Genomic DNA, 22,335 nt, shown 5'->3' on the forward strand with positions numbered 1-22,335 from the left:
TTTTATAACATAAAGCTGATGTGAGCCACACAACGTGCGTGTGCCTGTATCTGCCCCATAGCGAGAGCTTGGTGTATGGGTTGTTGGTAATTGACTCCGGCAGTGATGCGTTTGTAGTATACATCTAGTCCTAGATTAGCAGTGATTAAGTGTCCGCCGGTGTTTTCGTTCAGAAAGCCTTGATCATTATCTTTGACCGAGTATTCTCCATAAGCACCTATGTGAGGCATCAGGCCAAATTGCCCCGTACGGTAAAGCCTGAAAAAAGCCATATTGGCCATCACACGGTTGCCAAACTGATACCCACGGCTGTTGGCTGTGTTGACTTTGTAGCTCAGGTCAGTACTGATACCGCTGCGCTGGAAGCGCAAAACGTGCATCACACTCAGGACAAAGTCTAGGCTTCCTGTGCCAAGCTGAAAGTTGGCATTGGCTACTTGCGAAAGATCACTTTCTGAGAAGCGGCTTGCGCCAGTGGGGACTTTGGCGCCCACGCCTACCCATAAATTTTGACGGATGCGCTTGGGGATACTGTCTTCTGTGAGGGTATTGTTGAAGAGATTGTAGTTGAGCGAAAAAAGCATGTCGCCCAGCCCTTGTTGCGTTTTGGTTTCAGTAGCTAGCCGCTGCAAGTTGATTTGATAAGGCACAAAAGCCAGTACTTGCCAGCGTGGAGCCGGATACCAACGCCCCCAAAGCTCTGTTACGTAAAAGGTTTCCGTAGTTTTGAACAAATCGCTGTAGGTTGTGCCGCGCAAGTGTGAATCATAAGAGGCCTGACGGTAACGTAGGCCGATGAAGTTTTTGTGAAATTGAGGCATTACCCCAAAATAATACCCTCCGGCTCCGCAACCACAGATATCACAGGCAGCAGCCGGACGCGGAATCATCCATATCACCGAGAGCAAAAAGAAGCACAATATGTGTTGAAATAGGCGTGTCATAAGGCTTAAGGGGGGGTTAAAAGAACTCAGATAGTTTGGGGTTGCTCAAAAATTCCTCGTCGGTGAGGGTATGCAAGAAAGCAATGATTTTGCGTTGTTCTTCGGCGCTGAGCGGAATACCTAGGCGGCCATGCTGTTTGAGTAGTGGGTCTAGGTGAGGGTGGTCAACAACGCCATGGTCGTAGTGTTCCAATACAAACTGTAAGTTGCGGAGGCGGCCATCGTGCATATATGGCCTTGTGACTTCCACATTGCGTAAGCTGGGCACTCTAAACTTATAATCGTCCTCAGCGCGGGCAGTTACATCGCCACGGCCTTTGTCTGCGGGGTTGCCGATGGCCAGCCCGTTGTGTCGGAAACTACCATCAGTAAATAGCGGTTCAGGGTGGCAAGAGCTACATTTTTGGCGGAATATCTCCAAGCCTTGCAGCTCTAGGCTTGTAAGTTGTACGCCTTCGTTGCGGATGTAGCGGTCATAGCGTGAGTTGGCCGAAATGGCCATTAGTTGAAATTGGGACAAGGCTTTAAGAAAGCGTGCGGTTGTGATTTCGGGAGAGCCAAAGGCTTTGCGGAACATTTCGGGGTAGCGTGGGTGGCGACGTAGCTTATCGAGTACCTCCGGCAGGGAAGAGTCCATCTCGTTGTGTGCTTCAATGGGCACAATGGCAAATAAATCAAGATTGAATACGCCTCCGTCCCAAGCCTGCAAAGGCTCCCAAGCTAGGTTTTGAATGGGTAATGCGTTGCGCAAGGTCAGCTGGTCATCGATACCGTGGCTCAGGTCGTGGCCGTGTTGGGTAAAGCCGGAGCTTTGCTGATGGCAACTGCCACAGCTCACTGTCCCATCCCGTGAGAGCAACCCGTCATAAAACAACATCCGCCCCAGCTCAAAACCCTCTTGTGTAACAGGGTTCTGGGCAAAGTCATAGACTGGGTCAGGAAAATTGGCCGGCTTTTCAAACCCAAAAGGTGGCGCTATATCTGTTGATTGGCAGGCCACTAAGCCCACAAATACCAACAACACAACAATCAAATATTTATTTGCCATAACAAGATTGGGGCTAAAGAGAGGAAGCCGCAGCTTCCTCCTTATGAAATGAATCAGAAATTATTGAACACTCATATTGTGCAGGTGGTCATATTCAAAAGTTCGGGCGTAGTTTTTAGCAATATTGACCGAGTAGGCAGCCATCATTACAGTAGGGTTGGCCGCAATACTAACACGGGTTTCGGCACTGTTGAAGACCTTGAGCAAGTCCACAATGATATGAATGTCAGAGGTGCGGCTTGCCCGGATGACGGCTTTGTCTCTCCCAAAGCTGATTTCACGGCTTTGGATGTTATTGAATGTGGGAGAGGAGTATCCACCGAAGCCGCCAATGTGATAGCGGAATCGCTTTTGGCCATCATTACCAGCCGGGGCTTGTGGAGAGGTTCCCTCAAATTTGAAGAAGATATAGCCTGAGTTCCAAGCCCAGTACATTCCTTGAGCCGAACCTCCTACATCGAGTGCGCCGGTGCGTTGTGCTGGGGGCATCGTGCTGCGCAGGCTGTCAACCCCAATTTTAAAACGTACCCCGGTGTAGTTGCCTGCCGGCACATTGTCAATCGTAACACGCTGAGAAGCAGCATCTTCTTCTTTTACCAAGAAATAACTATCTGCTTGTGGTACGATGTACTCCGAACCATCTTCTTTGATGAGCACCACATTGCTGATAAAATAATTGAGCATCGAAACCGTAAACTCTTCTCCGGCAGCATTGGTATAGGTGCGGTTGTTGAGCTGGAGGTCTTGTGTGCCTACCACATTGTCAAACTTGAGCGTGATTTTCCCTGTTTCATTAGGGTTAATCACATCCTCTACTTTTTTGTCATTACAGCTTTGTAAACCGATGGCTAGCGCGATAAAGGCTGCCAACACAACACGAATTTGTTTTTGAGAAATCATATAAACGTAAGTTTTGAAGATAAGTAAATGTGAACAAGAAAGCCCTACCTCCCTCACTCTTGGCGCAGGGAGGCGGGGATGTTGATTTAGAATTTGTATTTGAGAGACAGGCCGGTATAGTAGTTTCGCCCCCAGTTGAGGTTCAGGAAGGGCACCTGTCCTGCCAGCGGCCCCTGCGCGATGGCATTGGGATTGAGTGCAGGCGAGTCACTGTAAATCTCATCAGTAAGGTTATTGCCACCTACGTGCACATCCAGCACAAACTGCCCTAATGTACGTGTCCAGCCGATTTTGGCTCCCAGCAAGCCAAAGCTTGAGTTGCTGAGCGTATTCAGGTTGTTGATAGGCGTAGTATCAACCCATTCATAGGTAGCATAGGCATAAAACCCGGGGCGGGTATTCAACTCCATTCCGCTGAAAAGGCGATGCGGAGCGTTGCCCGGAACGGTATTGCCATTGGCACTCACCTCCACGCCTACTGCTGGGTTTTCTACAAATTCTACAAACTGTGCGTCCAAGTAGGTATAAGAGGCATATACCCTTGCTAACGAAAGCCACTGTTCCGGCGCTTGTACGATATTCCACGACACCAAGCCCTCAAATCCGTTGTAACGGGTGCTACCAGCATTTTCACGAATGGTAAAACCCACTGCCGGAGTACGTTGAAGGATTTCGTTGTTCAAATCCATTCGGAAAGCAGCGATGTCATAGCTCAGACGGCCATTGAGCCAGCTACCTCTCGCCCCTAGCTCAAAGCTCCAAGCCGTCTCGGGGTTCAGCCCGATGTTGACCGTACCATCAGGTTGATTGATATCGCCTACTGCTGGAGGTGTAAACCCACGGCTTACGTTGGCATGTAGGGCGTGGCGCTCGTTGATACGATAGTTCAGCCCTAGGCGTGGCGCATAGAAGGGGTCAAACTCACGCACCTGCTCTTCAGGGGAGGGGCGGGTAAACTCGGTATATCGGTAGAGGTAAAAGTTGGCACTTGCGCCAAGGCTCAAGAGTAGGCGCTCAGTTAGGTCTATTTCGGCTTGGGCAAAAGTAACTACATTGCGGGTGTTGCTTACACGGTCGCCGATGGCTACTGCATTGGGGCGGCCACTGGCATTGCCATAGAAGTTGAGGCGGTTTACACCCACCTGTGCTTCTGCCCCAAAGGTAAGACGCATAGGCATTGCCCCTAGATTGCCATCATAACGGAAACGTGTGCGCCCGCCAAAGTTCTGAATCCAGTTGTATATATAAATACGTGCCACCGGGTGGTCTAGGTCAGAAAATGAACCCGTAATGCTGGTTGTATTGCTCCAGCGGGGCGCTAAGCGGTACTCGCTCGACAGACCAAGGCGGGTAAAGGTAATATCACGCCCCGCATTAAACATCACCTGAGAGGCCAAAGCCTGACGAGGGTTTTCGGCAGCCTGTTCAGCCGTAAGCGCACCCGGCGCTCGCGAAGCATAGCGGTTGCGATTCACAAAGAGGGTCAGTGTCTGACGCTCAGAGGCCGTAAACGTGCCCAAGAAAGTCAAGAAATTACGCTCTTCGGGCGAAAACTCTCGGAAACCCTGCGTGGCCTGTGTGCCATAAGTCAGCATCAGGTTGGTACTTTCGTTGCTAAAACGCGCCGTTGCCCCATAGCGATAGGTATCAAAACTACCTACCATTCCAAAAGTCTCCACGCTACGCTCTTGAAAAGGCGTGCTTTGGGTGTTGATGTTAATCACCCCACCAATCGAAGCTCCATAAATGCTCGATGCAGGACCTTTGATTACCTCCATCCGGCCAATGGTGTAGGGGTCAATGTCTTCCCAAGCATTAGAGCCGTCGGGGTTGGTCAGCATCAAGTCATTGAGATAGATTTTGATGCGCCCGGAGCCGCCGGGACCGCGTGCACCCATCCCACGGATTGAAATTGTTGCCGGACGCAAGGTATTGCTACCACGCGCTTGTACGCCGGGGATATGGTTCATCAGCTGGCTGAGTGAAGTTTTATCCGCCCGTGCGATGTCTCGTTCTGTAACTAAACCCAAAGAACCGGGGGTTTTGAGCAAAGTCTGATTGGCATCGTAACCTACTACGGTGATTTCGTTGAGGTTGAGGTAGTCAGGCTTGAGGTTTACCTGTAGGTTTTGCCCTTCGCGCCAGTTGAGCGTCATAGTTTCATAGCCGATATAGCGTACTTCGAGTGTGGCAGTTGTTTCTTGATGAGGCAAGTTAAAGTAACCTTTCGCATCCGTAACGGTGCCGGTGGTGCTACCGGCTAGGCGTACGCTTACCCCCACGAGTGGCTCTTGTGTTTGTCCATCCGTAATGCGACCAGAGATTTGTTGTGCCTGTAATAGCCCAAAACTAAGTGTGAGCACGCACAACGATAATGATAAGAATCGTAACATTTTTGTGTATATTATTTTTGTTTTTTTTAAAAAAGCATAGAGAACCTGTTCACACAAAATCCCTGTTTTGGGATGATGTGTGTCAATGGAGAAAATCAAAATCAACTCAGATAGCTTTGTCCTACAATTAGGGCTTGGGCGATTTCTTGGAGCTTCCCCTGCGCTTGGGCGAAGCTACTTGTAGGGCTAAGACCCACGCATCCTTCGCACCCTCGTGTTCGGATGTCTCCCAAGCTGCTTATGCACACAGGTTTTCGCGCTCAGTAGGGTGGTTTGAGGCTATTGCGGGGTATCAAAACGACATCACCAAACGACAGGCTATGCCAGTACAACCTGTGCGTAGCACACCAGAAAAAGCGAAAAGTCCAGAAAATGTAGAAAGACAAAAAGCCGAGAATTAGGCTTGTATAGGAGGATGAAAAATGTCCAAGAGATGTTCTTGGAAGCTAAAAAATAGCGGTGCATAGCCTTGGAAGGCAGCTAAAAGCTCAAAATCACGGGTATTGAGCAAGGCATCTGATGATGTTGTACAAAAGAGCGGAACATCGATTTGCTCCAGCCAACGAGACTGCATAGCGGCTTGCTGTGCTTCACGCTCCAGTGCGGCTTGCAACTGGCATTGAGCCTGACAATCATTGTCTTCAATCACTCTTTGTACGCATAGCTCCTTTGCAAGGTATGCACGATTCCACTCAAACACCCCCAATACGAGTAGTGGGTGCAAGCTATAGAGCGCCATCAACGTGCTCAGTGCATATATGCTTAGGTTTTTCATTAGACAAATGAATGATGTCCTATTTGGATGCAAATATACGAAGGGTGTATAAAAACGCAAAAAATATTTTTGAAACCTTGTTGCACCCAATTTCAGCTAAGCCAAGTTGAGCTTTAGGTTTGTACATCTGCGCTTGGCTGCGTAATTTAGCCCAAGATTTCAACAACTAACCTTTTTTCAAATCTGCTATCTTATGCAATCTGTCTCTTTTAGGTTATACCAATATATCCTCCTAGGTTTACTGCTCTTCGCTACGGCCTGTCAGGCTCCAGACGATAGCCCTGAGGGCTATGTCTTACGCATCAAAGATGCTCGGTTCAAAAAAGACCAAGATTTTGCCAAAAGCAGCGCCTCCCCTATTAAAAACAAGACTTCTTTTAAAGGATTACACTATTTTGACATTGACCCTGCTTACCGCTTCAAGGCGACCATCACTCAAAAACACGACCTCAAGCCTATCAGCATTCAAATGACCGGGGGCAAGGCCGAGCAGTTATTTCATTTTGCCACCATCAGTTTTGAGTACGAAGGCAAGCAGTATACCCTCGAAGCGTACAAACACAAACACCGCGACAAGACGGCCTTCATCCCCTTCCAAGACAAAACCAGCGGTAGAGAGACCTACGGCGGCGGGCGATACCTTGATGCGCCCATCAGCCCAGCAGAAAAATGGATAGACCTCGACTTCAATGAGGCCTACCTTCCCTATTGTGCCTACAACAGTCAATATGCCTGCCCCATTCCGCCTCGCGAAAACCGCCTCCAGATTGCTATCAAAGCCGGAGAACGCCTCCCTTCTGAAGAGGGTGGCAACTTCTTGCAAGAGTAGTAGGGCGCTCAACAGGGGCGTACTCGCCGACCGCAAACGGTATACCCCAGAGGCTATTCATACACATACGCCTCGGGGAAATACTGCTGTAATTGTTGGTCGATGACTTCAAACACCTGCGCTTTCAAACGAGGAACATCTTCCAAGCGCAGGCCTTTGGTAGGGATGGGCTGATGGAAAATCACCTCTGAGCGCACTCGCTTGAATTTATTCAGGTTCATCAGGGGCATCATCCGCCAGTTGTGGGGAATAGTAACCGGTACAATAGACACCCCCTGCTCGATAGCCATCCGGAAAGCCCCATCCTTAAACGGTGCCATATGTGGAAAATCAGTAGCCCAAATACCTCCCTCCGGAAAAATAGCCACACTTTTGCCGGCTGCCAGCGCATCTTTGGCGCGTTGGTAGGTCAGGTAGCGGCTGCGTGGGCTTGAGCGATCAATAGGAATATGGATTTTGCGGAACATATACCCAAACAAGGGAATACGGTTGAGGTCGTGCAACCCTACAAAAACTGTAAATGAAGGTACAGCCAGTGTCAAGAGGGGAATATCAAGATAAGAAAAATGATTGGAGCAAAAAACATATACCTGCCCACGCTCCGGCTTAAACTCCCAGCGGCTACGTACCCGCAACAGCGCCAAGCGGTAAAATGTCCAAGCCCAGACCTTACTTAGCCCGTGATAAAACCGATGCCAGCCGGGGCGCTGAATACAAATCAGAATCAAGGGATACATCAACACAAAAACCAATGCCCCCCAAAAAACAGCCCAAGTAAGATAAAGATAAAGCCCTAATTTGCGCATAGAATCAATTAGATTGGATAAACTTAGCCAATTAACGATAAATCTCTCAAAACGGAGACTTTTGTACAAGGAAAACTTATTTTTTTGGCCAAAAACCAAACCATCCTCTTGCACAAATACTTTCATACCAAAGGTTTAGCATAAAAGAATTTAGAATCAATCAAAATAAGAAAGCTAAACAAAGCGAAGGAGTGGAATTATGAAAAACGAGCCGTAAATTTGGATTGCTATAAAAATACCCTTTCCAATAGTTTTTCAAATTACTTAGTTCAAACGAAAATCACATATGAGTTCTACCACTGTAGCCCCTAAAAAGACCCATTGGTTCATACAAATGATGAGCAGCAGCATCGGCAAAAAGGTCGTAATGTCGCTCACTGGTTTGTTTTTGATTACCTTCCTAGTTGTTCACCTTTCAGGAAACTTACAACTACTCGCCGGAGACGATGGCAAAGCCTTTAATCTGTATGCAGACTTTATGAGCAAAAACCCGCTCATTCAGGTAGTCTCAAAGGTAAACTTTGTGCTCATCTTGATGCACGTGGTTTATGGCTTTATGCTAGCCTCCCAAAACACACAAGCCCGCCCCGAGCGCTACCGTTATAACCGCCCCGGCGCTAACAGCTCTTGGGCATCACGCAATATGACCCTTTTGGGTACGGTATTGTTGGTGTTTATTGTGGTGCACTTGGCCAATTTTTGGTTTCCTGCCAAGTATGGCACTGTTGCCAAGGTAAGCTATGATGGCCAAGAGTACAAAGATCTCTACCTGATGACCAAAGAAGCTTTCGCACAGTGGTGGTTGGTGGCTTTGTACATCATAGCGATGGGCAGCTTGGCTTTTCACCTTTCGCACGGCTTCGTGAGCGCATTCCGTAGCTTGGGTCTTGATCACAAAAAATATACGCCAATCTTGAAGTTCGTCGGATTGGTGTTTTGCATTATAGTTCCTCTAGCTTTTGCCCTTATTCCTGCCATTATGTTTATCCAACAGATGGCATAACAACATTTCATTTAAACTAGTACTTTTATGCAATTAGATTCCAGAATTCCAGAAGGCCCTCTCGCCGATAAGTGGAGCAACCATAAATTCAGTGTAAAGCTTGTAAACCCTGCCAACAAGCGTAAGTATGACGTAATTGTGGTAGGTACAGGCTTGGCTGGTGCTTCAGCGGCTGCTTCGTTAGCGGAGTTGGGCTACAATGTAAAAGCGTTTTGCTTCCAAGATAGCCCCCGCCGTGCGCACAGTATCGCTGCCCAAGGGGGTATCAACGCTGCCAAAAACTATCAGAATGACGGCGATAGCGTCTACCGCCTCTTCTATGACACCGTAAAAGGAGGGGACTACCGCGCCCGCGAGGCCAACGTATACCGCTTGGCCGAGGTGAGTGTCAATATCATCGACCAGTGTGTGGCGCAAGGTGTACCCTTTGCCCGCGAATATGGAGGACTATTGGCCAACCGCTCTTTTGGTGGAGCACAGGTATCGCGTACTTTCTATGCCAGTGGTCAGACAGGCCAGCAGCTCCTACTAGGTGCTTATAGCGCCCTAAGCCGCCAAGTAGCCAATGGCAAAGTAAAGCTTTATACCCGTACCGAAATGCTAGATGTTGTTTTGGTAGATGGTGTAGCGCGTGGTATCGTAACCCGAAACCTCATCACCGGCCAAATTGAATCGCACAGCGCCCACGCCGTGTTGCTCTGTACCGGTGGCTACGGCAACGTGTTCTTCCTCTCTACCAATGCGATGGGTTCTAACGTTACTGCCGCTTGGCGCGCCCACCGCAAAGGAGCCTTGTTTGGTAACCCTTGCTTTACCCAAATTCACCCAACTTGTATCCCCGTACACGGCGAAAACCAGTCTAAGCTGACCCTGATGTCTGAGTCGCTCCGTAACGACGGACGTGTGTGGGTTCCTAAAACCAAAGAACACGCTGAGGCTATCCGCAAAGGAACACTCAAAGCCAGTGACTTGGCCGAAGAAGACCGCGACTACTACCTCGAAGAGCGATACCCCTCGTTTGGTAACCTCGTCCCCCGTGACGTGGCCTCGCGCAACGCTAAAGCCGTTTGCGACGATGGGCGCAGCATCGTGCCTTTTGGCGAAGCGGTATTCCTCGACTTCCGCGATGCCATCAAGCGTGACGGCCTCAAAGTGATTCAAGACAAGTATGGCAACCTCTTCGATATGTACGCCAAAATCGCCGGCGAAAACCCTTACGAAGTGCCAATGAAGATTTACCCTGCCGTACACTATACTATGGGCGGCCTCTGGGTAGATTACAACCTCATGACGACCATCCCCGGTCTTTATGCCCTTGGCGAAGCCAACTTCTCTGACCACGGCGCTAACCGCCTCGGTGCCAGTGCTTTGATGCAAGGATTGGCCGACGGATACTTTGTTATCCCTTATACCTTAGGTGATTACCTAGCCAAAATGCCTGCCAATGACAAGGTGCCTACCGACCACGAGGCTTTCAAAACAGCCGAAGCCGAAGTCAAAAGCCGCATCAAACAACTGATGGGTGTCAAAGGCAAAAAATCAGTAGACCAATTCCACAAAGAGCTAGGTAAAATCATGTGGGAGTACTGCGGCATGGCTCGTAACAAAGAAGGCCTCGAAAAAGGTATTAAGCTCATCCACGACCTACGCCAAGAGTATTACAAAGACGTAAAAGTACTTGGAGATGCCGAAGAGCTCAACATCAGCCTCGAAAAGGCAATGCGTGTAGCTGACTTCCTTGAGCTTGGCGAGCTGATGATGCGCGATGCCCTCGACCGTGAAGAGTCTTGCGGTGGCCACTTCCGCGAAGAGCACCAAACAGAAGATAACGAAGCCCTACGCGACGACGAAAACTTCTGCTTTGTATCGGCTTGGGAGTACAAAGGCGAAAACCAAGTGCCTGTACGCCACAAAGAAGAACTCAAGTTCGAGAACGTCAAGCTTACCCAGCGTAGCTACAAATAATCTTGTTTCACCCTTGTGTGGCTTTTGACTTAAAAGCCATACAGCCAAAATATTGCCTGTATTATGAAATTTACACTCAAAATATGGCGACAAAAAAACGCCAAAGACAAAGGTAAAATGGTTACCTACCAAGTAGACAACATCTCTTCAGATATGTCTTTCTTGGAAATGCTCGACACCCTCAACGAACAACTCGTAGCCAAAGACGAAGAACCAGTGGCTTTCGACCACGACTGCCGCGAGGGTATTTGCGGAATGTGTAGCCTGTACATCAACGGACGTGCCCACGGCCCCGAAGCCGGCACTACCGCCTGCCAGTTGCACATGCGTAGTTTCAAAGACGGCGAAACCATCTACATCGAGCCTTGGAGAGCCAAGCCTTTCCCTGTTATTAAAGACCTCGTGGTAGACCGCAGCGCCTTCGACCGCATTATGCAAGCCGGCGGCTATGTGTCTGTCAATACAGGCGTTACCGTAGATGCCAACGAAATGCCTATTGCCAAGCAAATCGCTGACGAAGCTTTCAGCTATGCCGCTTGTATCGGCTGTGGCGCTTGTGTGGCTGCTTGTAAAAATGCCTCAGCAATGCTCTTCGTATCGGCCAAGGTATCACAGCTCGCCCTGCTACCCCAAGGCAAGGCCGAACGTAAAGTTCGTGTAGAGCGTATGGTGGCTCAAATGGACAGCGAAGGCTTCGGCTCTTGTACCAATACCGGTGCTTGCTCGGCAGAGTGTCCCAAAGGCATTCCTCTGACGGCTATCGCCCGCCTGAACCGCGAATACCTCGGTGCTAAAATCACCTCTAACAACGTATAAGGCCATATACCTCATACTCCAAATGCCCCAACGCCCGCTTGTATTCATACAGGCGGGCGTTGGGCTTTAAGAGCTTGTCTAAATTTTCAGCGCGGCGTTCAAAACAGTTGATTTTTGTGCGGATACTAGGCAAAAAGCGCAGGCCTTATGTTTAGCCCACGATTAAAATCGTGGGAGGGCTACGGCGAGTATTTTTAACGAAGTAGCAGCCAAAATATCCCTAATCAAAATTGAGGAGAGTTAGGGACATTCAATAAATAATGCACCTATCTCCCAAGAGGGCAAAGCAGTGAGGTATGTATTCCACCTCCCAAAGGGTACAATGTTTATAGCACATTAGGGCGTTGAGCGTGCGATTCCATAGGGGATGTATGTCTTGTATATTATTGGGCTATCAACATCAAACCCCTACAGGGTCGATTAATGAGGGCTAGCTTTTTTTAAACAATCTCAGACAATCAGGCTACAGGCACGGCAGTTTTGAGGGCGCGGTATACCTCCTCCAAATTTACAGTACTTAAGTTGGTTTGTTGACGGCAAAAAGCTAGCAACCACTCGTTTTGTAAGTTCCCTAACCGCTGCGCTTCAGCATAGGACATTTCGGGCGAGAAGGTAACCATACTGTATTTGGAGCGATAGTCGGGATAGGTATTTTCGAGTTGGTGTTCGAGCTGTTTCATCCTCAAGAAGGCTTCTTCGGTTACGCCATCACGCATTTCATAAAAATTCTCTATTGCCAAGGCTGCAATAGCATCTGTATTAGGCTTGCGCAATTGCTGGAAGCGCTCAAATACCTTGGCCCAAGCCCTGCCATAAGTCTCTATACATTGGTCAAGCACGAGGCAGTCTTCAAAAGAAGCGTTCATCCCTTGACCATAAAAAGGAACAATGGCGTGAGCAGCATCTCCCAACAACAACGCGTTGTAAGGCCGATACCAAGGGTTGCAACGCAATGTACCCAAAAGCCCTACAGGATTTTTGAGAAACTCCGAGCTGAGCTGAGGCATCAGTGTTTTGACATCGGCAAAATGGGTGTCAAAAAAATCTTCTACAGCCTCTGTACTTTGCAAACTATTGAAACTAACAGGCCCCTCGTTGGCTAAAAACAAGGTACAGGTGAAACTCTTGTCTACATTGGGCAAGGCAATAAGCATAAACGATTTGCGCGGCCAGATATGCAGTGCGTCTGGGCGGATGGCAAAGTCGCCGGAGGCTGTCGGGGGGATAGTCAGCTCCTTGTAGCCGTGTTCTAGGAAATCGACCGACTGCTCAAAATTATGCTGTGCTTGCATCTGCTTACGTACTGCCGAGCCAGCACCATCTACTCCCATAATGACATCAGCCTTGGCGATGACTTGGGCTTCGGTGGGTTTGTGACGCAAGAAGACCGTATTTTTTTCAAAATCGACTCCTTCACATACATGTTCAAAGTAAAACGTAATCAGCGGGTAGCGGCGCGCCTCCTCTATCAAGAGGCTGTTGAGCCGGCTGCGGGAGATAGAGTTGATATAGTAACTGTCGTCTTTGCCATAGGGTACGTAGCGGTCGTCTTGGCCTTGGCTATGCAACAAACGCCCGCGCATTGGCAGGGCATGTTGGAGTATGTACTCGTCTAGCCCTACTTGTTTGAGCGCTCGAATGCCCCGATGAGAAAGCGCCAAATTGATAGAACGCCCCTCTTCGGTTGGGTAGAGGCAAGGGTCAGGACGTTTCTCATATACCGATACACGAAAGCCACGCTTGGCCAGAAAAATAGAAAGCAAGGCTCCGGTAAGTCCGGCTCCTACAAGGAGGATATGGGCAGGATTGTCAGATGCATTCATAGGGTATGATGAGCCGCTCTGGCTCAGGGGCTGTTTTTCTAATGGGAATGAATGTATTGGGGCGGGTATGGCCCATCGCAGTATAAAGTTAAGGCCTTATATCGGCATAATTCCTGATATTGCTCAGCTTTTGACTCAAGCCAAGAACTGCAAAGTTACGTAAAAATGCGCGTATCAGGGTTACGGAATCAGCCATTGCGCCAAGGGGGCTGATGGCATACTGTAGTTCCAGTGGGCGCGGCGATGTCCTTGAGGATGCAAACAAAGCCACTCCATCCGGACAACATGCATACGCACCACCGCAAAGTTTGTTTGGCCTTGGGAGACCCAGTCTGCTGGTAGCTCGGGCAGATGCCCCTGCAATAGTGTTGGTAGGCCGTCTTGAGGGCTGTCAGTAGGGCTGCCCGGTGCAAAGTTGCTGTTATAGAGCTTGCGCCCATATGGAGACAACTTTTGCCAATGGTTTGCCGCCAATGTGTCGTTGTGGTGTAGACTGGCCTGCCCTTCTAAGCGGAGCTGTATCTGTGTACGTGGATGATAAAAAAGCCAACTCAGCGCAGGGTATTGGCAGAGTTGTTGGTATTTTTCGGAGCGGTAGTCAGTATGAAAAATCACCTCTCGCTCACTAGGTAGCGCTTGCCGCAGCACCACCGTCCGCTGGCGGATGGCCTGCCCGTCAAAAGTTCCCAACACTCCTGTATGCCAGTAATCTTTGGGGCGCAAACTCCCATTGACCAACCGCTGCCAAATATCGGTTTCGAGTGCTTCAAGGGAAAGGTGTTCTATATCAATCGGCATAACTAACGAGGTTAGGTGTCAGGCTCAAGGAGCAATCAGATGATGGTACTAGGATGGGGACGACGCTGTGTGATGCTGCCAAAAATCCAGCGTGGTATAACCTTTGGCTCGCCCTCCGTCAGAGTAAGTAACTCTTTGGGGGCGATACCGAAAGCCATAAACTAGTACTGTTATGAGCGATTATAATAACAGCTTGTCTACTGATTTTGTCTATTTTGCGCGCAAAAAATCATTGTGTTTTTTTGATTTCCTCTATCATTGCTTTGATGTGTTGTTTGGCACCAAACATCTGCTCATACACTGCCGCTACCTTGTGTGAAGCATCCAGCAAATAGGTAATACGTTTGTTGAGGCGCAGTAGTGGAATCAAAGCCTTGTATTGCTCCGAGATTTTTCCGCTGGTGTCGGCAAGCAGTTCAAAAGGCAGCTGATACTCTTCCTTAAACTTGAGGTGTGTGGGGATGTCATCACGACTCACCCCAATGATGTCAATATCAAAGCCCTTGAAAAAGCCGATATTATCTCGAAAATCGCAAGCTTCTGCCGTACAGCCGGGCGTGAAGTCCTTAGGGTAAAAGTAAATGATGCAGGGTTTGCCCGCCATATCTTCAGAAAGCTTGAAGTCTTTGCCCGAGGTGGAGGGCAGGCTGAAATCTGGAGCTTGTGTACCTACTTTGAGTGCCATAAGATGGGTAGATTATGGGTTAGTAATAGTTGTTTGGGGTTTTTCCCAAGCTTGGGCAAGATACACAAAATCTGCCACATTGAGCTGCTCGGCGCGTTTGGCTAATAAGGGATCTTCTTGAAGCCAATACGGCACTCCCATCGCTTTGAGGGCATTGCGAAGGGTCTTGCGGCGTTGGTTGAAGCCCTGTTTTACCAACTGGAAAAACAGTTTCTCATTGCAGGCCAAACGCTCAACGTCATTGCGCCTTAGTGCAATAACAGCCGAATCGACCTTGGGGGGAGGAATAAACACCCCGGGAGGTACTTCAAACAAGTACTCAACCTCATAATAAGCCTGCAAAAGCACACTCAAAATACCATAAATCTTGTTGCCCGGTTTGGCAGCCAGCCGTTGTGCTACTTCTTTCTGCAACATCCCCACTACCTCTAACACTTGATGGCGGTGCTCTAAGACTTTGAAAAATATCTGAGAAGAAATATTATAAGGGAAGTTCCCAATAATCCCCAATTGGGGGGCAAAGCCTTCGGCCAAATCTAAGGCCAAAAAATCTTGTACCTCTAAGCCGGCAGCAGCTGCCGGGTAATGCTGTTGTAAATACACTACCGACTCTACGTCTATTTCTATCAACTTCAACGCAAAACGCTCATCCTTGACCAAAAACTGTGTCAATACACCCGTGCCGGGGCCTATTTCGAGCAATTGGCCATAGCCTCGGTGTTGTTGTAGCGCTTCGGCAATACGCTGCGCAATAGATAAGTCTTTGAGGAAGTGTTGCCCTAAATGTTTCTTGGGTTTGACCATTGTACTAAAGATTTTAGCCACAAAGGTAACAAGCAGCAAGCTTTTTGAGGGCTTTTTTGAGGTTTTATCGCCAAAAGTGTAGCAAGTAAGCTTGGAAGTAAAACTATTTAATCAGAAAGTAAGTATAAACATATACCAACTAGAAGCTACAAGTTTATCATCAATTTTCCACTTCAAAACCCCATACCTATATGCACACACAAAGTAAATGTACATTGCCGTTACTCAGGTGGGTTATTGTTTGCACAGGGTTGATTTTTATGACCTCCTGTGCGGTTGTTCGTCAAGACCAAGTCGGCGTGAAACGCAAACTAGGCCGCTTGACTGGCCGCATAATCTCACCCGGTGTTACGCTTATCAATCCTTTTACAACAACTGTTTTGCGCCTTCCCAACCGTACTGTCAATCTAGAAGTTGAGTTGGATTTACCCTCTAAAGAAGGTTTGACTATCCGCGCCGAGGTATCTATCCTATATCATATCGACCCTACGCAGGCCGTCAAAATTGTAACCAATTCTGGCCTCAACTATGAGCGTACTGTCATCCTGCCTGTGTTTCGCTCTGCGGTAGCCGATGTAAGTTCACGTTTTTTTGCTAAGGATATGCACACAGCCCAGCGTGCTGTTATCGAAATCGAAGTACAAGAACATATGAGTCGTGTATTGTCTGAAAGGGGCTTTATTATTGAGTCTGTCTTGATGAAACGTGTGCAACTACCCGCAGGGCTATCGAGGGCGATAGAAGAAAAGCTTCAAGCCGAACAAGAGTCGCAACGAATGGAGTTTATCCTTACTCGTGAGAAGCTCGAAGCCGAGCGCCGAAAAATCGAAGCTGCCGGTGTGCGTGATGCACAACGAATTATCAATGAAGGACTGACACCGCTGATTATTCAGTATATGTCTATCGAAGCGCTACGCGAGCTGAGCAAGTCTAACAATACCAAAACGATTTTTATAGACAGCAAGTCGCCATTCTTGATTAACCCTGAGCGGTAGGGTCACGCAGCGCTATGATATGCAAGACATAAATCAAAATGATAAGATAGTATCTCCGGCTTTGTCTCCCCCTCTTTGGTTGAGTGGGTTTTGCCCGAAGCTGGAGATACTTTTTCGGGAACACAGCAAGCCAGATTTAGGATTTGCTGACATACCTCCATCCTTGCGCATCTTGTTCACAAACAACCAGTCCCCGTACTTCGAGCAAGTCTAAGTAGCCGAGAGTCATCGTAAAACCTAGGAAAAAATGAGGTAAAGCCGCTTTGGCGTATAGTTGTTGGGCTATATCAAATACACGATGGTGTCCTCTACGAACCCAAGCAAGCGTTTCTTCTGTGCGGTGTTCGATACGCATACCTTGTTGCTTGAGTAGTTCGGCCAAGGGGGTATCAATGGTTCCGTGCCCGGGGAGGATTTGCTTGACAGGCAGGCGGGCGAGCTGCTCAAAAGTATCGAGCATCTGGGGTAGGCTATAGCTCCGAAGTGTGGGCTTGTCGAGGCGCTGCTCCACAACAGCGACCGGTGTTTGGGGCAATACCGCATCCGCAGAGATGAGGCGTTGGCCCTGTGCATCATAAAAGCTATTCTGCACTACTGAATGCCCGGGGGTATACAGTACCTCCCAAGTGCTTTGGGCAAATTGAAGGGTTTGGCCGCCGGCTAGGTCAAAAAGAGCTACTTGTTCCGGCGGTATCTGTGACCAGACCGAGCGGAAGGCCTTCAAACCCTCAACAAACATCTGCTGCATTGTTTCGGGCATTCCTGCTTGGCGATAGGCCTCCTGTAAGACCGTTATTCGTTGGCTGAGGCAGGCCTCAAAATCTGCCACCCAAGGCCATACGCCTTCTGACATTCTCACTACTGCGCCGCTTTGGCTCGCCAGCCAACCAGCAGCCCCCATATGATCTACGTGGGCGTGGGTCAAGATGATTTGCGCTAGATCTTGAATTTTTAGCCCATAATCTGCCAATGCGGCCTGGAGGGTTTCAATACTTTTTGGGAAATATTCCCCGCAGTCAATCAGGGTAGGCGTATCGCCCAACGCCAGATAGACATTGACCTTGTCATAAGCAAAACGCGAAGGCAAGGGAATACGAATCAATTCTGTGGACATAGTGTAGGTAGTCGTCGTGTAAAAAATGGCGCAACCGGCAATTGCTCGGCGTGCATACTTTATTTACCTAAAACCACTTTTAGCTTGTTTTCGTTTTCTGATAGCCCAATATTAGCCCAGCAGTCCTTGCCAAGTATGATAGTTTTCGGGAAAATCGAGCGATGGAGGCTGTCCTTCAAAAATGCCATAGATTGTAGACCCTGAGCCACTCATAGAGGCATATACAGCGCCTACATCATAGAGTTGGGTTTTGAGTTGGCTCAGTAACGGATAACGTTCAAATAGCCCTGGCTCAAAATCATTTTTGACGATATCTTTCCACGCCGCCAAGGGGGCTTTGAGAGCTTCTTGTAGGTTGATGGTAGGAGCTTGAGGCTGTACTCCGGCGTATGCCTGGGCTGTGCTGATGTGTAAGTTGGGATATACCAAGAGGATATGTTTGCCTTGGAGCTGTGGCAGGGCAATGGGCTCGAAGACATCCCCCTTTTGGGTACAATATTGGGGGCTATTGGGAATGAAAAAAGCACAGTCGCTGCCAAGCTTGCGGGCAAAATCAATCAAATCTGCCGCTGATAGTTCTAGCTCTAGCATTGTGTTGAGCATTTTGAGTGCAAAAGCGGCATCTGCCGAACCGCCACCCAGCCCGGCTCCAACAGGAATTTTTTTGTGGAGATGAAACGCTACAGGTGGGAGGAAGAAATGCTGCTTCACTAGCTGATAGGCGCGCAGACAGAGATTTTGCTGCCCATCGGGTGGGATGGCTAGGCCGCTTTGCTCGAAGCGAGTCTCTTCCTGAAGTTCTAAAGGCACAATTTCGAGTACATCCGACCAAGCCACAGGATAAAAACAAGAGGCAATATCGTGATAACCATCGGCGCGCCGCTGGATGATGTCTAGGCCGATATTGATTTTGATGTTGGGAAAGTCAATCATAATGGCTTTTGTAATGGCTTGTTGGGGCTTGTGTGGGTTCGCACAAGCAATAATTTAACCGGCCCTATCAGTCCGGCGGGCATTTGACTAGCGCCGCTAGGGCGCACCTTGACAATGATTCTGTTATTGCCCTTTTGTAAGGCCTCCGTAATGTCGAGCCGATAAGGCAAAGCCCACAAAAGAGGCATTTTTTGCGCATTGACCTGCACCTCTGCACCAAAGCCTACTTGACCAAGGTCAAGATAGTAGCGGAGATCTTCTTGTTTTTGTGCCAATACAAGCTTGTTGAGATAAACCCCTACTTCGGAGAGTGTGCCGAGCTGGGGCTGCTCGCGCCAGTCTGTCAGTGGGCGCATCACCAAGGTCAAAAATCCTTGAGTAAATTTGGGAGACTGCACGCTAAGCGTCCATTGGGTGAGGAGGTGCGTTGTATCAGGCTTTTGTGGGAAAGCAGCCTCCCAAGGGGCGTGTTCGACTACTGATAGCGGCACAGGAGGTTTGCCCACATAAAACACCACCGACTCGTAGGGCGCGAGACGTAGGCGTAGTTGGGCGCTACTATCGGGCAAAAGCGCTGCACAAAGGCCGTTCATTGGGTTAAGCAAGTAGTAATTTTGGTAATTGCGCTCAAAGCGTAGGATAAACTCTCGGCTGTCGCTACTACTATTTTGTAAAAAGACCAACCGCTCTTGTGCGCCTAGGCGGCGGGTTGTATGCCGAAGCTCAGGATAAGGAGCTAGATAGGCCAAGGCAGGATAAACCCGGAGCGTAGAGTCTTGTAGGGCGGGCAATAGCTGGTTTGCTTGGCTAATGCGCTTGCTACGGGTATGATTTGCGATATAGCCCATTGCCTGCCCAACGGTTTTGTCGCGGCTTTGGTGTTGGTGAAAGCCTGTATGGCGGCTAGGCCAAGCGCCATAGCTCAAAATAGCCAGCCCTTGGTTGTTTAGTTTGGCCAGCTTGTCGGCAGTAGTATAAGGTATGGCATCTACTCCCGACAGAATCAGTGCCTTGTATCGCAGGCCGTTGATTATCAGGTTGCTGTCGGCTACTGATGCGTCTTGCAGGCGCTCATCATTGACCCAACTCCAGGTATACCCCTGATTTTCAAGTGTCTGTATCAGTTGCCAGACCTGCTCATACCAAGCTTGTTGGGCAGAGGCCGAGGGGCGATATTGCTTGCGTAGCCACTCGGGCAGCCAAGCATTGGCAGGTGTATCTGTGTTTTCGTAGGCAGTCCAGCGGCCTTGGTGCCACATTTCGGTGTAAGGGCTGTGATGGTCAAAGTCAAGTGGGAAGTCCAAAAACGGATGATAAATCAACACATCGGTTTCGGGCGCTCCTTGTTGGAGCACATACTGGCATCGGGCTACATATTGGTTTATAGCCGGCATCCATTGGTAGTAGGGGTATCTGGCTGAGAAGTCGGTACCAGTAATGGCTTCAGATGAACTTTCGTGTATACCCTTTCCGGTGGTATAAAATCCCTTGAAAGAAAGTTGGTTTGCACCCGAGAGCAGCAGCCGGTCGATGGCTATTTTCAGCTTTTGTGGTGGTGGGGCATAGGGCTGTGCTGGGAAGTCGCCCACAGTGGCGGCTACCAAAGGTTTGCGGTGTAGGTGCGCTCCTGAGCTGACAAGCTTGGCCGCCATAGGGTTTTGCCCCATTTCGGTGCTCATTTCGGGCAAATCGCTCAGGCCAGAGGCTTGGAGCAAGTCTATCGATTGGGGATAGATATGGCTACGCAAAAGCCAGCCTTGTTGGTGTGCTTGGTGGAGGCTGGTGTTTAAAAATTGCCCCATCCAAAGCTCAGAGCGCAGCCGTTCATAATCATAGCGAATGCGCTCGTCCGTACTTCCCAGTCGGTAGGCATATTGCTTGGCTGCGCCCTGTTTTTGCCAATCTTGTGGCAATACTTGTGTTTGGGCAAGCAAAGGCAAATAAGGCAACAGGCTATAGCCGTTTTGGCGCTCAAAGATTTCGAGCAGCTGCGGATGCCAAAGATAAGGAGTTTGCCATCGCAGCCCTTCTTGTCGGATGGCGCGAAGCGCGCCTTTGCGCCTAGTCAGCGGCTGTAGCGCTTGTCGTTGTTGTTGCCAATGACGGGATACGATGGCTGAATCCAAAACTTGGAGCGCCCAACCTTGTAGGGCTGTGGGGCTGTGAGCGATGTTCTCAGAAGCAGGCATTTGGTATACCACAATGACACGCCACATACCCGGGTCGGCAGCCCAGTACAAACGTCCTTGGGCGTCGACCTTGTCAGTCAGTATTTTGACCGTTTTTGAGGCCAGCTGTAGGTGTTGCCCTGCGGCGAGGGGGTTCCAACGGCGGCGATTAGCCTCTTCTTCAAACGCCAATACGGCTACTAGTTGGGCCTCTTTTGCGTTGTAGTCAGCAATAGGGCGTGCTTCGACCCATTCTTGGGCATTGAGCAGGTGCTGCGCCCAAGTTTTTTGAGGTGGGGGGATACGTCGGGAAACAATGCGCCCGCCACGTACTTGCATTTCGCCAAAAGCCAAGCTTTGTAGACCGTCTTCGGGAGCGACCATGACACCGCCGGTGCCAAATCCACCAGCAAAGGTCAAGTCCATCGACAGCTCGTGTTTTTGGGCTTCTTGAGCTAGCCAAACTATTTTGTTGTAAAATTGTGCTCTATCAAATTTCTCTTTATCGGACAGTTGTATGGCCTGTATGGTAAATCCGCCAAAATGCTGACTTGCCATCTGTTGGAGGGCATGGGTGAGTGCTTGCTCGGTAGGAGTGCTATTTGGCCACCACCAGTGCAGCCAGGGGTAGTACTGTCGGCTAGGGTTTTTGAATACTGAAAGCTCAAAAGTATCCTTAGCCAAGGCTAGCGAAGGGGCTCGCTTGGCGGCCAAGGTGGTCGTGTCTTGAGGCCATTGGAGCGGCGTATAGCGCTGTGATGGCGTGTTGCGGTCAGCATTTTGGCTGAGGTACTGAAAAGTCAGCAGCCCCAGAGCCGCCAAACTAAACAGGCTGAAAACTAGGAAAAGAATAAAACGACCGAGATACCGCATACGGGAAGAGGTTCAGGAAAAATATGATGGGCTAGTAGGCGGTGAAAATACGGAATTTGCAACTGTTACACAACCTGTGGCAGTGTGTACAAAAATAAAGGCCTCACAAATTGTGAAGCCTTGGAGATATGGTGAGCCACGACAACCGATATTAGTTGTTGTCTGCTTTCTTTTCGTCTTTGGGTTGTTCTTTTGCTTCGGCGGTTTTGTCGGCTTTGGCGGTATCAGCAGCAACATTGCCATCGCTTAGGGCTTCCGCTTTTTTATCGCCATAAAGCTTTTGACGAATCGCATCAGCACGTTTTTGGCCTTCGGGGGTGTCATCATATGTATTTTTGAGTTGACGAGCTGGGCCATCAACTTCTCCATATACATAGCTGTTGTTTTTGTTGGGGTTTTTCATTTTGTCCATTTTGGAGTGGTTCTGATCTGCGAAGAATATGCAAGACTGAGTTCCTCCCAACAAGAAAAATGTGAGGACAAGCAGGGCTAAATTACGGGCATACGTTTTTTTCATACTCAATATGGTTTTGGGTGGTTTGCCGTTGACAAACCTCAAGATGGATGATGTGGCAGTTAATGACTGTATGATATATCCAACAGATTGTAGCAATACAATGTTGGCAATACTGTTACAAAAATAGCCGCTAAGGCTTGTATTTC

General features: G+C 49.0%; 19 protein-coding genes. 5 read left to right on the forward strand and 14 right to left on the reverse strand.

Translation table 11 applies throughout. The features are described 5' to 3' along the window. Positions 1-2: 2 nt before the first annotated feature. The 5 genes from G499_RS0103685 to G499_RS0103710 form a co-directional block, all read right to left on the reverse strand. Positions 3-944: a transporter family protein gene (locus tag G499_RS0103685; protein WP_035726550.1), complete on the reverse strand. Its 942-nt coding sequence runs from the start codon at positions 942-944 to the stop codon at positions 3-5. A 16-nt stretch (positions 945-960) separates the two neighbouring features. After that, a complete protein-coding gene (locus tag G499_RS0103690) occupies positions 961-1,992 on the reverse strand; it encodes a cytochrome-c peroxidase (protein ID WP_026998824.1) in 1,032 nt (343 codons plus the stop codon). 60 nt (positions 1,993-2,052) lie between these two features. Beyond that, complete coding sequence (locus G499_RS0103695; RefSeq protein ID WP_051295882.1) at positions 2,053-2,892, reverse strand: MbnP family protein; 840 nt, start codon at positions 2,890-2,892, stop codon at positions 2,053-2,055. Positions 2,893-2,978: 86 nt separating this feature from the next. Next, entirely contained in the window at positions 2,979-5,285 is a 2,307-nt protein-coding gene (locus tag G499_RS22375) for a TonB-dependent receptor (protein WP_081413630.1), read from the reverse strand. Between the two features lie 397 nt (positions 5,286-5,682). Next, positions 5,683-6,060 (reverse strand): hypothetical protein, encoded by a 378-nt coding sequence (locus G499_RS0103710; RefSeq protein ID WP_026998828.1) that lies wholly within the window; start codon positions 6,058-6,060, stop codon positions 5,683-5,685. Between the two features lie 193 nt (positions 6,061-6,253). Here G499_RS0103710 and G499_RS0103715 point away from each other — a divergent pair, with 193 nt between their 5' ends. Further along, on the forward strand, positions 6,254-6,889 hold the full coding sequence (locus G499_RS0103715) for a DUF1684 domain-containing protein (RefSeq protein WP_026998829.1): 636 nt from the start codon (positions 6,254-6,256) through the stop codon (positions 6,887-6,889). A 53-nt stretch (positions 6,890-6,942) separates the two neighbouring features. On the opposite strand, the gene G499_RS0103720 is transcribed toward G499_RS0103715, so the two are convergent. Further along, on the reverse strand, positions 6,943-7,695 hold the full coding sequence (locus tag G499_RS0103720; protein ID WP_035726604.1) for a lysophospholipid acyltransferase family protein: 753 nt from the start codon (positions 7,693-7,695) through the stop codon (positions 6,943-6,945). A 286-nt stretch (positions 7,696-7,981) separates the two neighbouring features. Here G499_RS0103720 and G499_RS0103725 point away from each other — a divergent pair, with 286 nt between their 5' ends. From G499_RS0103725 to G499_RS0103735, 3 genes are all read left to right on the forward strand, one after another. Then, positions 7,982-8,698, forward strand: a complete 717-nt coding sequence (locus G499_RS0103725; protein ID WP_081413631.1) for a succinate dehydrogenase cytochrome b subunit — start codon at positions 7,982-7,984, stop codon at positions 8,696-8,698. Positions 8,699-8,725: 27 nt separating this feature from the next. Further along, positions 8,726-10,663, forward strand: coding sequence for a fumarate reductase/succinate dehydrogenase flavoprotein subunit (locus G499_RS0103730; protein WP_026998832.1), 1,938 nt, complete (start codon positions 8,726-8,728; stop codon positions 10,661-10,663). A gap of 63 nt (positions 10,664-10,726) precedes the next feature. Then, complete coding sequence (locus tag G499_RS0103735; RefSeq protein WP_026998833.1) at positions 10,727-11,479, forward strand: succinate dehydrogenase/fumarate reductase iron-sulfur subunit; 753 nt, start codon at positions 10,727-10,729, stop codon at positions 11,477-11,479. Positions 11,480-11,937: 458 nt separating this feature from the next. Here G499_RS0103735 and G499_RS0103745 read toward each other — a convergent pair whose 3' ends face one another. From G499_RS0103745 to rsmA, 4 genes are all read right to left on the reverse strand, one after another. Further along, positions 11,938-13,302, reverse strand: coding sequence for an FAD-dependent oxidoreductase (locus G499_RS0103745; RefSeq protein WP_026998834.1), 1,365 nt, complete (start codon positions 13,300-13,302; stop codon positions 11,938-11,940). A gap of 180 nt (positions 13,303-13,482) precedes the next feature. After that, positions 13,483-14,100, reverse strand: coding sequence for a PNPOx family protein (locus G499_RS0103750; RefSeq protein WP_026998835.1), 618 nt, complete (start codon positions 14,098-14,100; stop codon positions 13,483-13,485). A 229-nt stretch (positions 14,101-14,329) separates the two neighbouring features. Next, the gene (locus G499_RS0103755) at positions 14,330-14,785 is read right to left on the reverse strand and encodes a peroxiredoxin (RefSeq protein WP_026998836.1); all 456 of its coding nucleotides are present in this window, start codon (positions 14,783-14,785) and stop codon (positions 14,330-14,332) included. A 12-nt stretch (positions 14,786-14,797) separates the two neighbouring features. Next, positions 14,798-15,589 carry a 16S rRNA (adenine(1518)-N(6)/adenine(1519)-N(6))-dimethyltransferase RsmA gene (gene rsmA / locus G499_RS0103760; protein ID WP_026998837.1) on the reverse strand — a complete coding sequence of 264 codons (792 nt, stop codon included), beginning with the start codon at positions 15,587-15,589 and terminating at the stop codon, positions 14,798-14,800. A 260-nt stretch (positions 15,590-15,849) separates the two neighbouring features. On the opposite strand from rsmA, the gene G499_RS0103765 reads away from it, so the two are divergent. Further along, a complete protein-coding gene (locus G499_RS0103765; RefSeq protein ID WP_051295965.1) occupies positions 15,850-16,584 on the forward strand; it encodes a prohibitin family protein in 735 nt (244 codons plus the stop codon). A gap of 136 nt (positions 16,585-16,720) precedes the next feature. On the opposite strand, the gene G499_RS0103770 is transcribed toward G499_RS0103765, so the two are convergent. From G499_RS0103770 to G499_RS18615, 4 genes are all read right to left on the reverse strand, one after another. Further along, entirely contained in the window at positions 16,721-17,698 is a 978-nt protein-coding gene (locus G499_RS0103770; RefSeq protein WP_026998839.1) for an MBL fold metallo-hydrolase, read from the reverse strand. Positions 17,699-17,809: 111 nt separating this feature from the next. Further along, positions 17,810-18,631 carry a 4-(cytidine 5'-diphospho)-2-C-methyl-D-erythritol kinase gene (gene ispE / locus G499_RS0103775; protein WP_026998840.1) on the reverse strand — a complete coding sequence of 274 codons (822 nt, stop codon included), beginning with the start codon at positions 18,629-18,631 and terminating at the stop codon, positions 17,810-17,812. After that, complete coding sequence (locus G499_RS0103780) at positions 18,628-21,672, reverse strand: glycosyl hydrolase (RefSeq protein WP_026998841.1); 3,045 nt, start codon at positions 21,670-21,672, stop codon at positions 18,628-18,630. Before G499_RS0103780 ends, ispE begins: the two co-directional genes overlap by 4 nt. A 151-nt stretch (positions 21,673-21,823) precedes the next feature. Next, positions 21,824-22,189, reverse strand: a complete 366-nt coding sequence (locus tag G499_RS18615) for a hypothetical protein (protein WP_035726552.1) — start codon at positions 22,187-22,189, stop codon at positions 21,824-21,826. Positions 22,190-22,335 lie beyond the last annotated feature (146 nt).

This window comes from Eisenibacter elegans DSM 3317, from assembly GCF_000430505.1.
GTDB lineage: Bacteria > Bacteroidota > Bacteroidia > Cytophagales > Microscillaceae > Eisenibacter > Eisenibacter elegans.

What these genes read in the sequence shown, in the direction of transcription:
- G499_RS0103750 (WP_026998835.1), bottom strand. Translation starts at nt 14,100, where the DNA reads ATGCCGATTGATATAGAACACCTTTCCCTTGAAGCACTCGAAACCGAT.
- G499_RS0103725 (WP_081413631.1), top strand. Translation starts at nt 7,982, where the DNA reads ATGAGTTCTACCACTGTAGCCCCTAAAAAGACCCATTGGTTCATACAA.
- G499_RS0103770 (WP_026998839.1), bottom strand. Translation starts at nt 17,698, where the DNA reads ATGTCCACAGAATTGATTCGTATTCCCTTGCCTTCGCGTTTTGCTTAT.
- G499_RS0103780 (WP_026998841.1), bottom strand. Translation starts at nt 21,672, where the DNA reads ATGCGGTATCTCGGTCGTTTTATTCTTTTCCTAGTTTTCAGCCTGTTT.
- G499_RS0103720 (WP_035726604.1), bottom strand. Translation starts at nt 7,695, where the DNA reads ATGCGCAAATTAGGGCTTTATCTTTATCTTACTTGGGCTGTTTTTTGG.
- G499_RS0103765 (WP_051295965.1), top strand. Translation starts at nt 15,850, where the DNA reads ATGACCTCCTGTGCGGTTGTTCGTCAAGACCAAGTCGGCGTGAAACGC.
- G499_RS0103745 (WP_026998834.1), bottom strand. Translation starts at nt 13,302, where the DNA reads ATGAATGCATCTGACAATCCTGCCCATATCCTCCTTGTAGGAGCCGGA.
- G499_RS0103755 (WP_026998836.1), bottom strand. Translation starts at nt 14,785, where the DNA reads ATGGCACTCAAAGTAGGTACACAAGCTCCAGATTTCAGCCTGCCCTCC.
- rsmA (WP_026998837.1), bottom strand. Translation starts at nt 15,589, where the DNA reads ATGGTCAAACCCAAGAAACATTTAGGGCAACACTTCCTCAAAGACTTA.
- G499_RS22375 (WP_081413630.1), bottom strand. Translation starts at nt 5,285, where the DNA reads ATGTTACGATTCTTATCATTATCGTTGTGCGTGCTCACACTTAGTTTT.
- G499_RS0103695 (WP_051295882.1), bottom strand. Translation starts at nt 2,892, where the DNA reads ATGATTTCTCAAAAACAAATTCGTGTTGTGTTGGCAGCCTTTATCGCG.
- G499_RS0103710 (WP_026998828.1), bottom strand. Translation starts at nt 6,060, where the DNA reads ATGAAAAACCTAAGCATATATGCACTGAGCACGTTGATGGCGCTCTAT.
- G499_RS0103715 (WP_026998829.1), top strand. Translation starts at nt 6,254, where the DNA reads ATGCAATCTGTCTCTTTTAGGTTATACCAATATATCCTCCTAGGTTTA.
- G499_RS0103730 (WP_026998832.1), top strand. Translation starts at nt 8,726, where the DNA reads ATGCAATTAGATTCCAGAATTCCAGAAGGCCCTCTCGCCGATAAGTGG.
- ispE (WP_026998840.1), bottom strand. Translation starts at nt 18,631, where the DNA reads ATGATTGACTTTCCCAACATCAAAATCAATATCGGCCTAGACATCATC.
- G499_RS0103735 (WP_026998833.1), top strand. Translation starts at nt 10,727, where the DNA reads ATGAAATTTACACTCAAAATATGGCGACAAAAAAACGCCAAAGACAAA.
- G499_RS18615 (WP_035726552.1), bottom strand. Translation starts at nt 22,189, where the DNA reads ATGAAAAAAACGTATGCCCGTAATTTAGCCCTGCTTGTCCTCACATTT.
- G499_RS0103690 (WP_026998824.1), bottom strand. Translation starts at nt 1,992, where the DNA reads ATGGCAAATAAATATTTGATTGTTGTGTTGTTGGTATTTGTGGGCTTA.
- G499_RS0103685 (WP_035726550.1), bottom strand. Translation starts at nt 944, where the DNA reads ATGACACGCCTATTTCAACACATATTGTGCTTCTTTTTGCTCTCGGTG.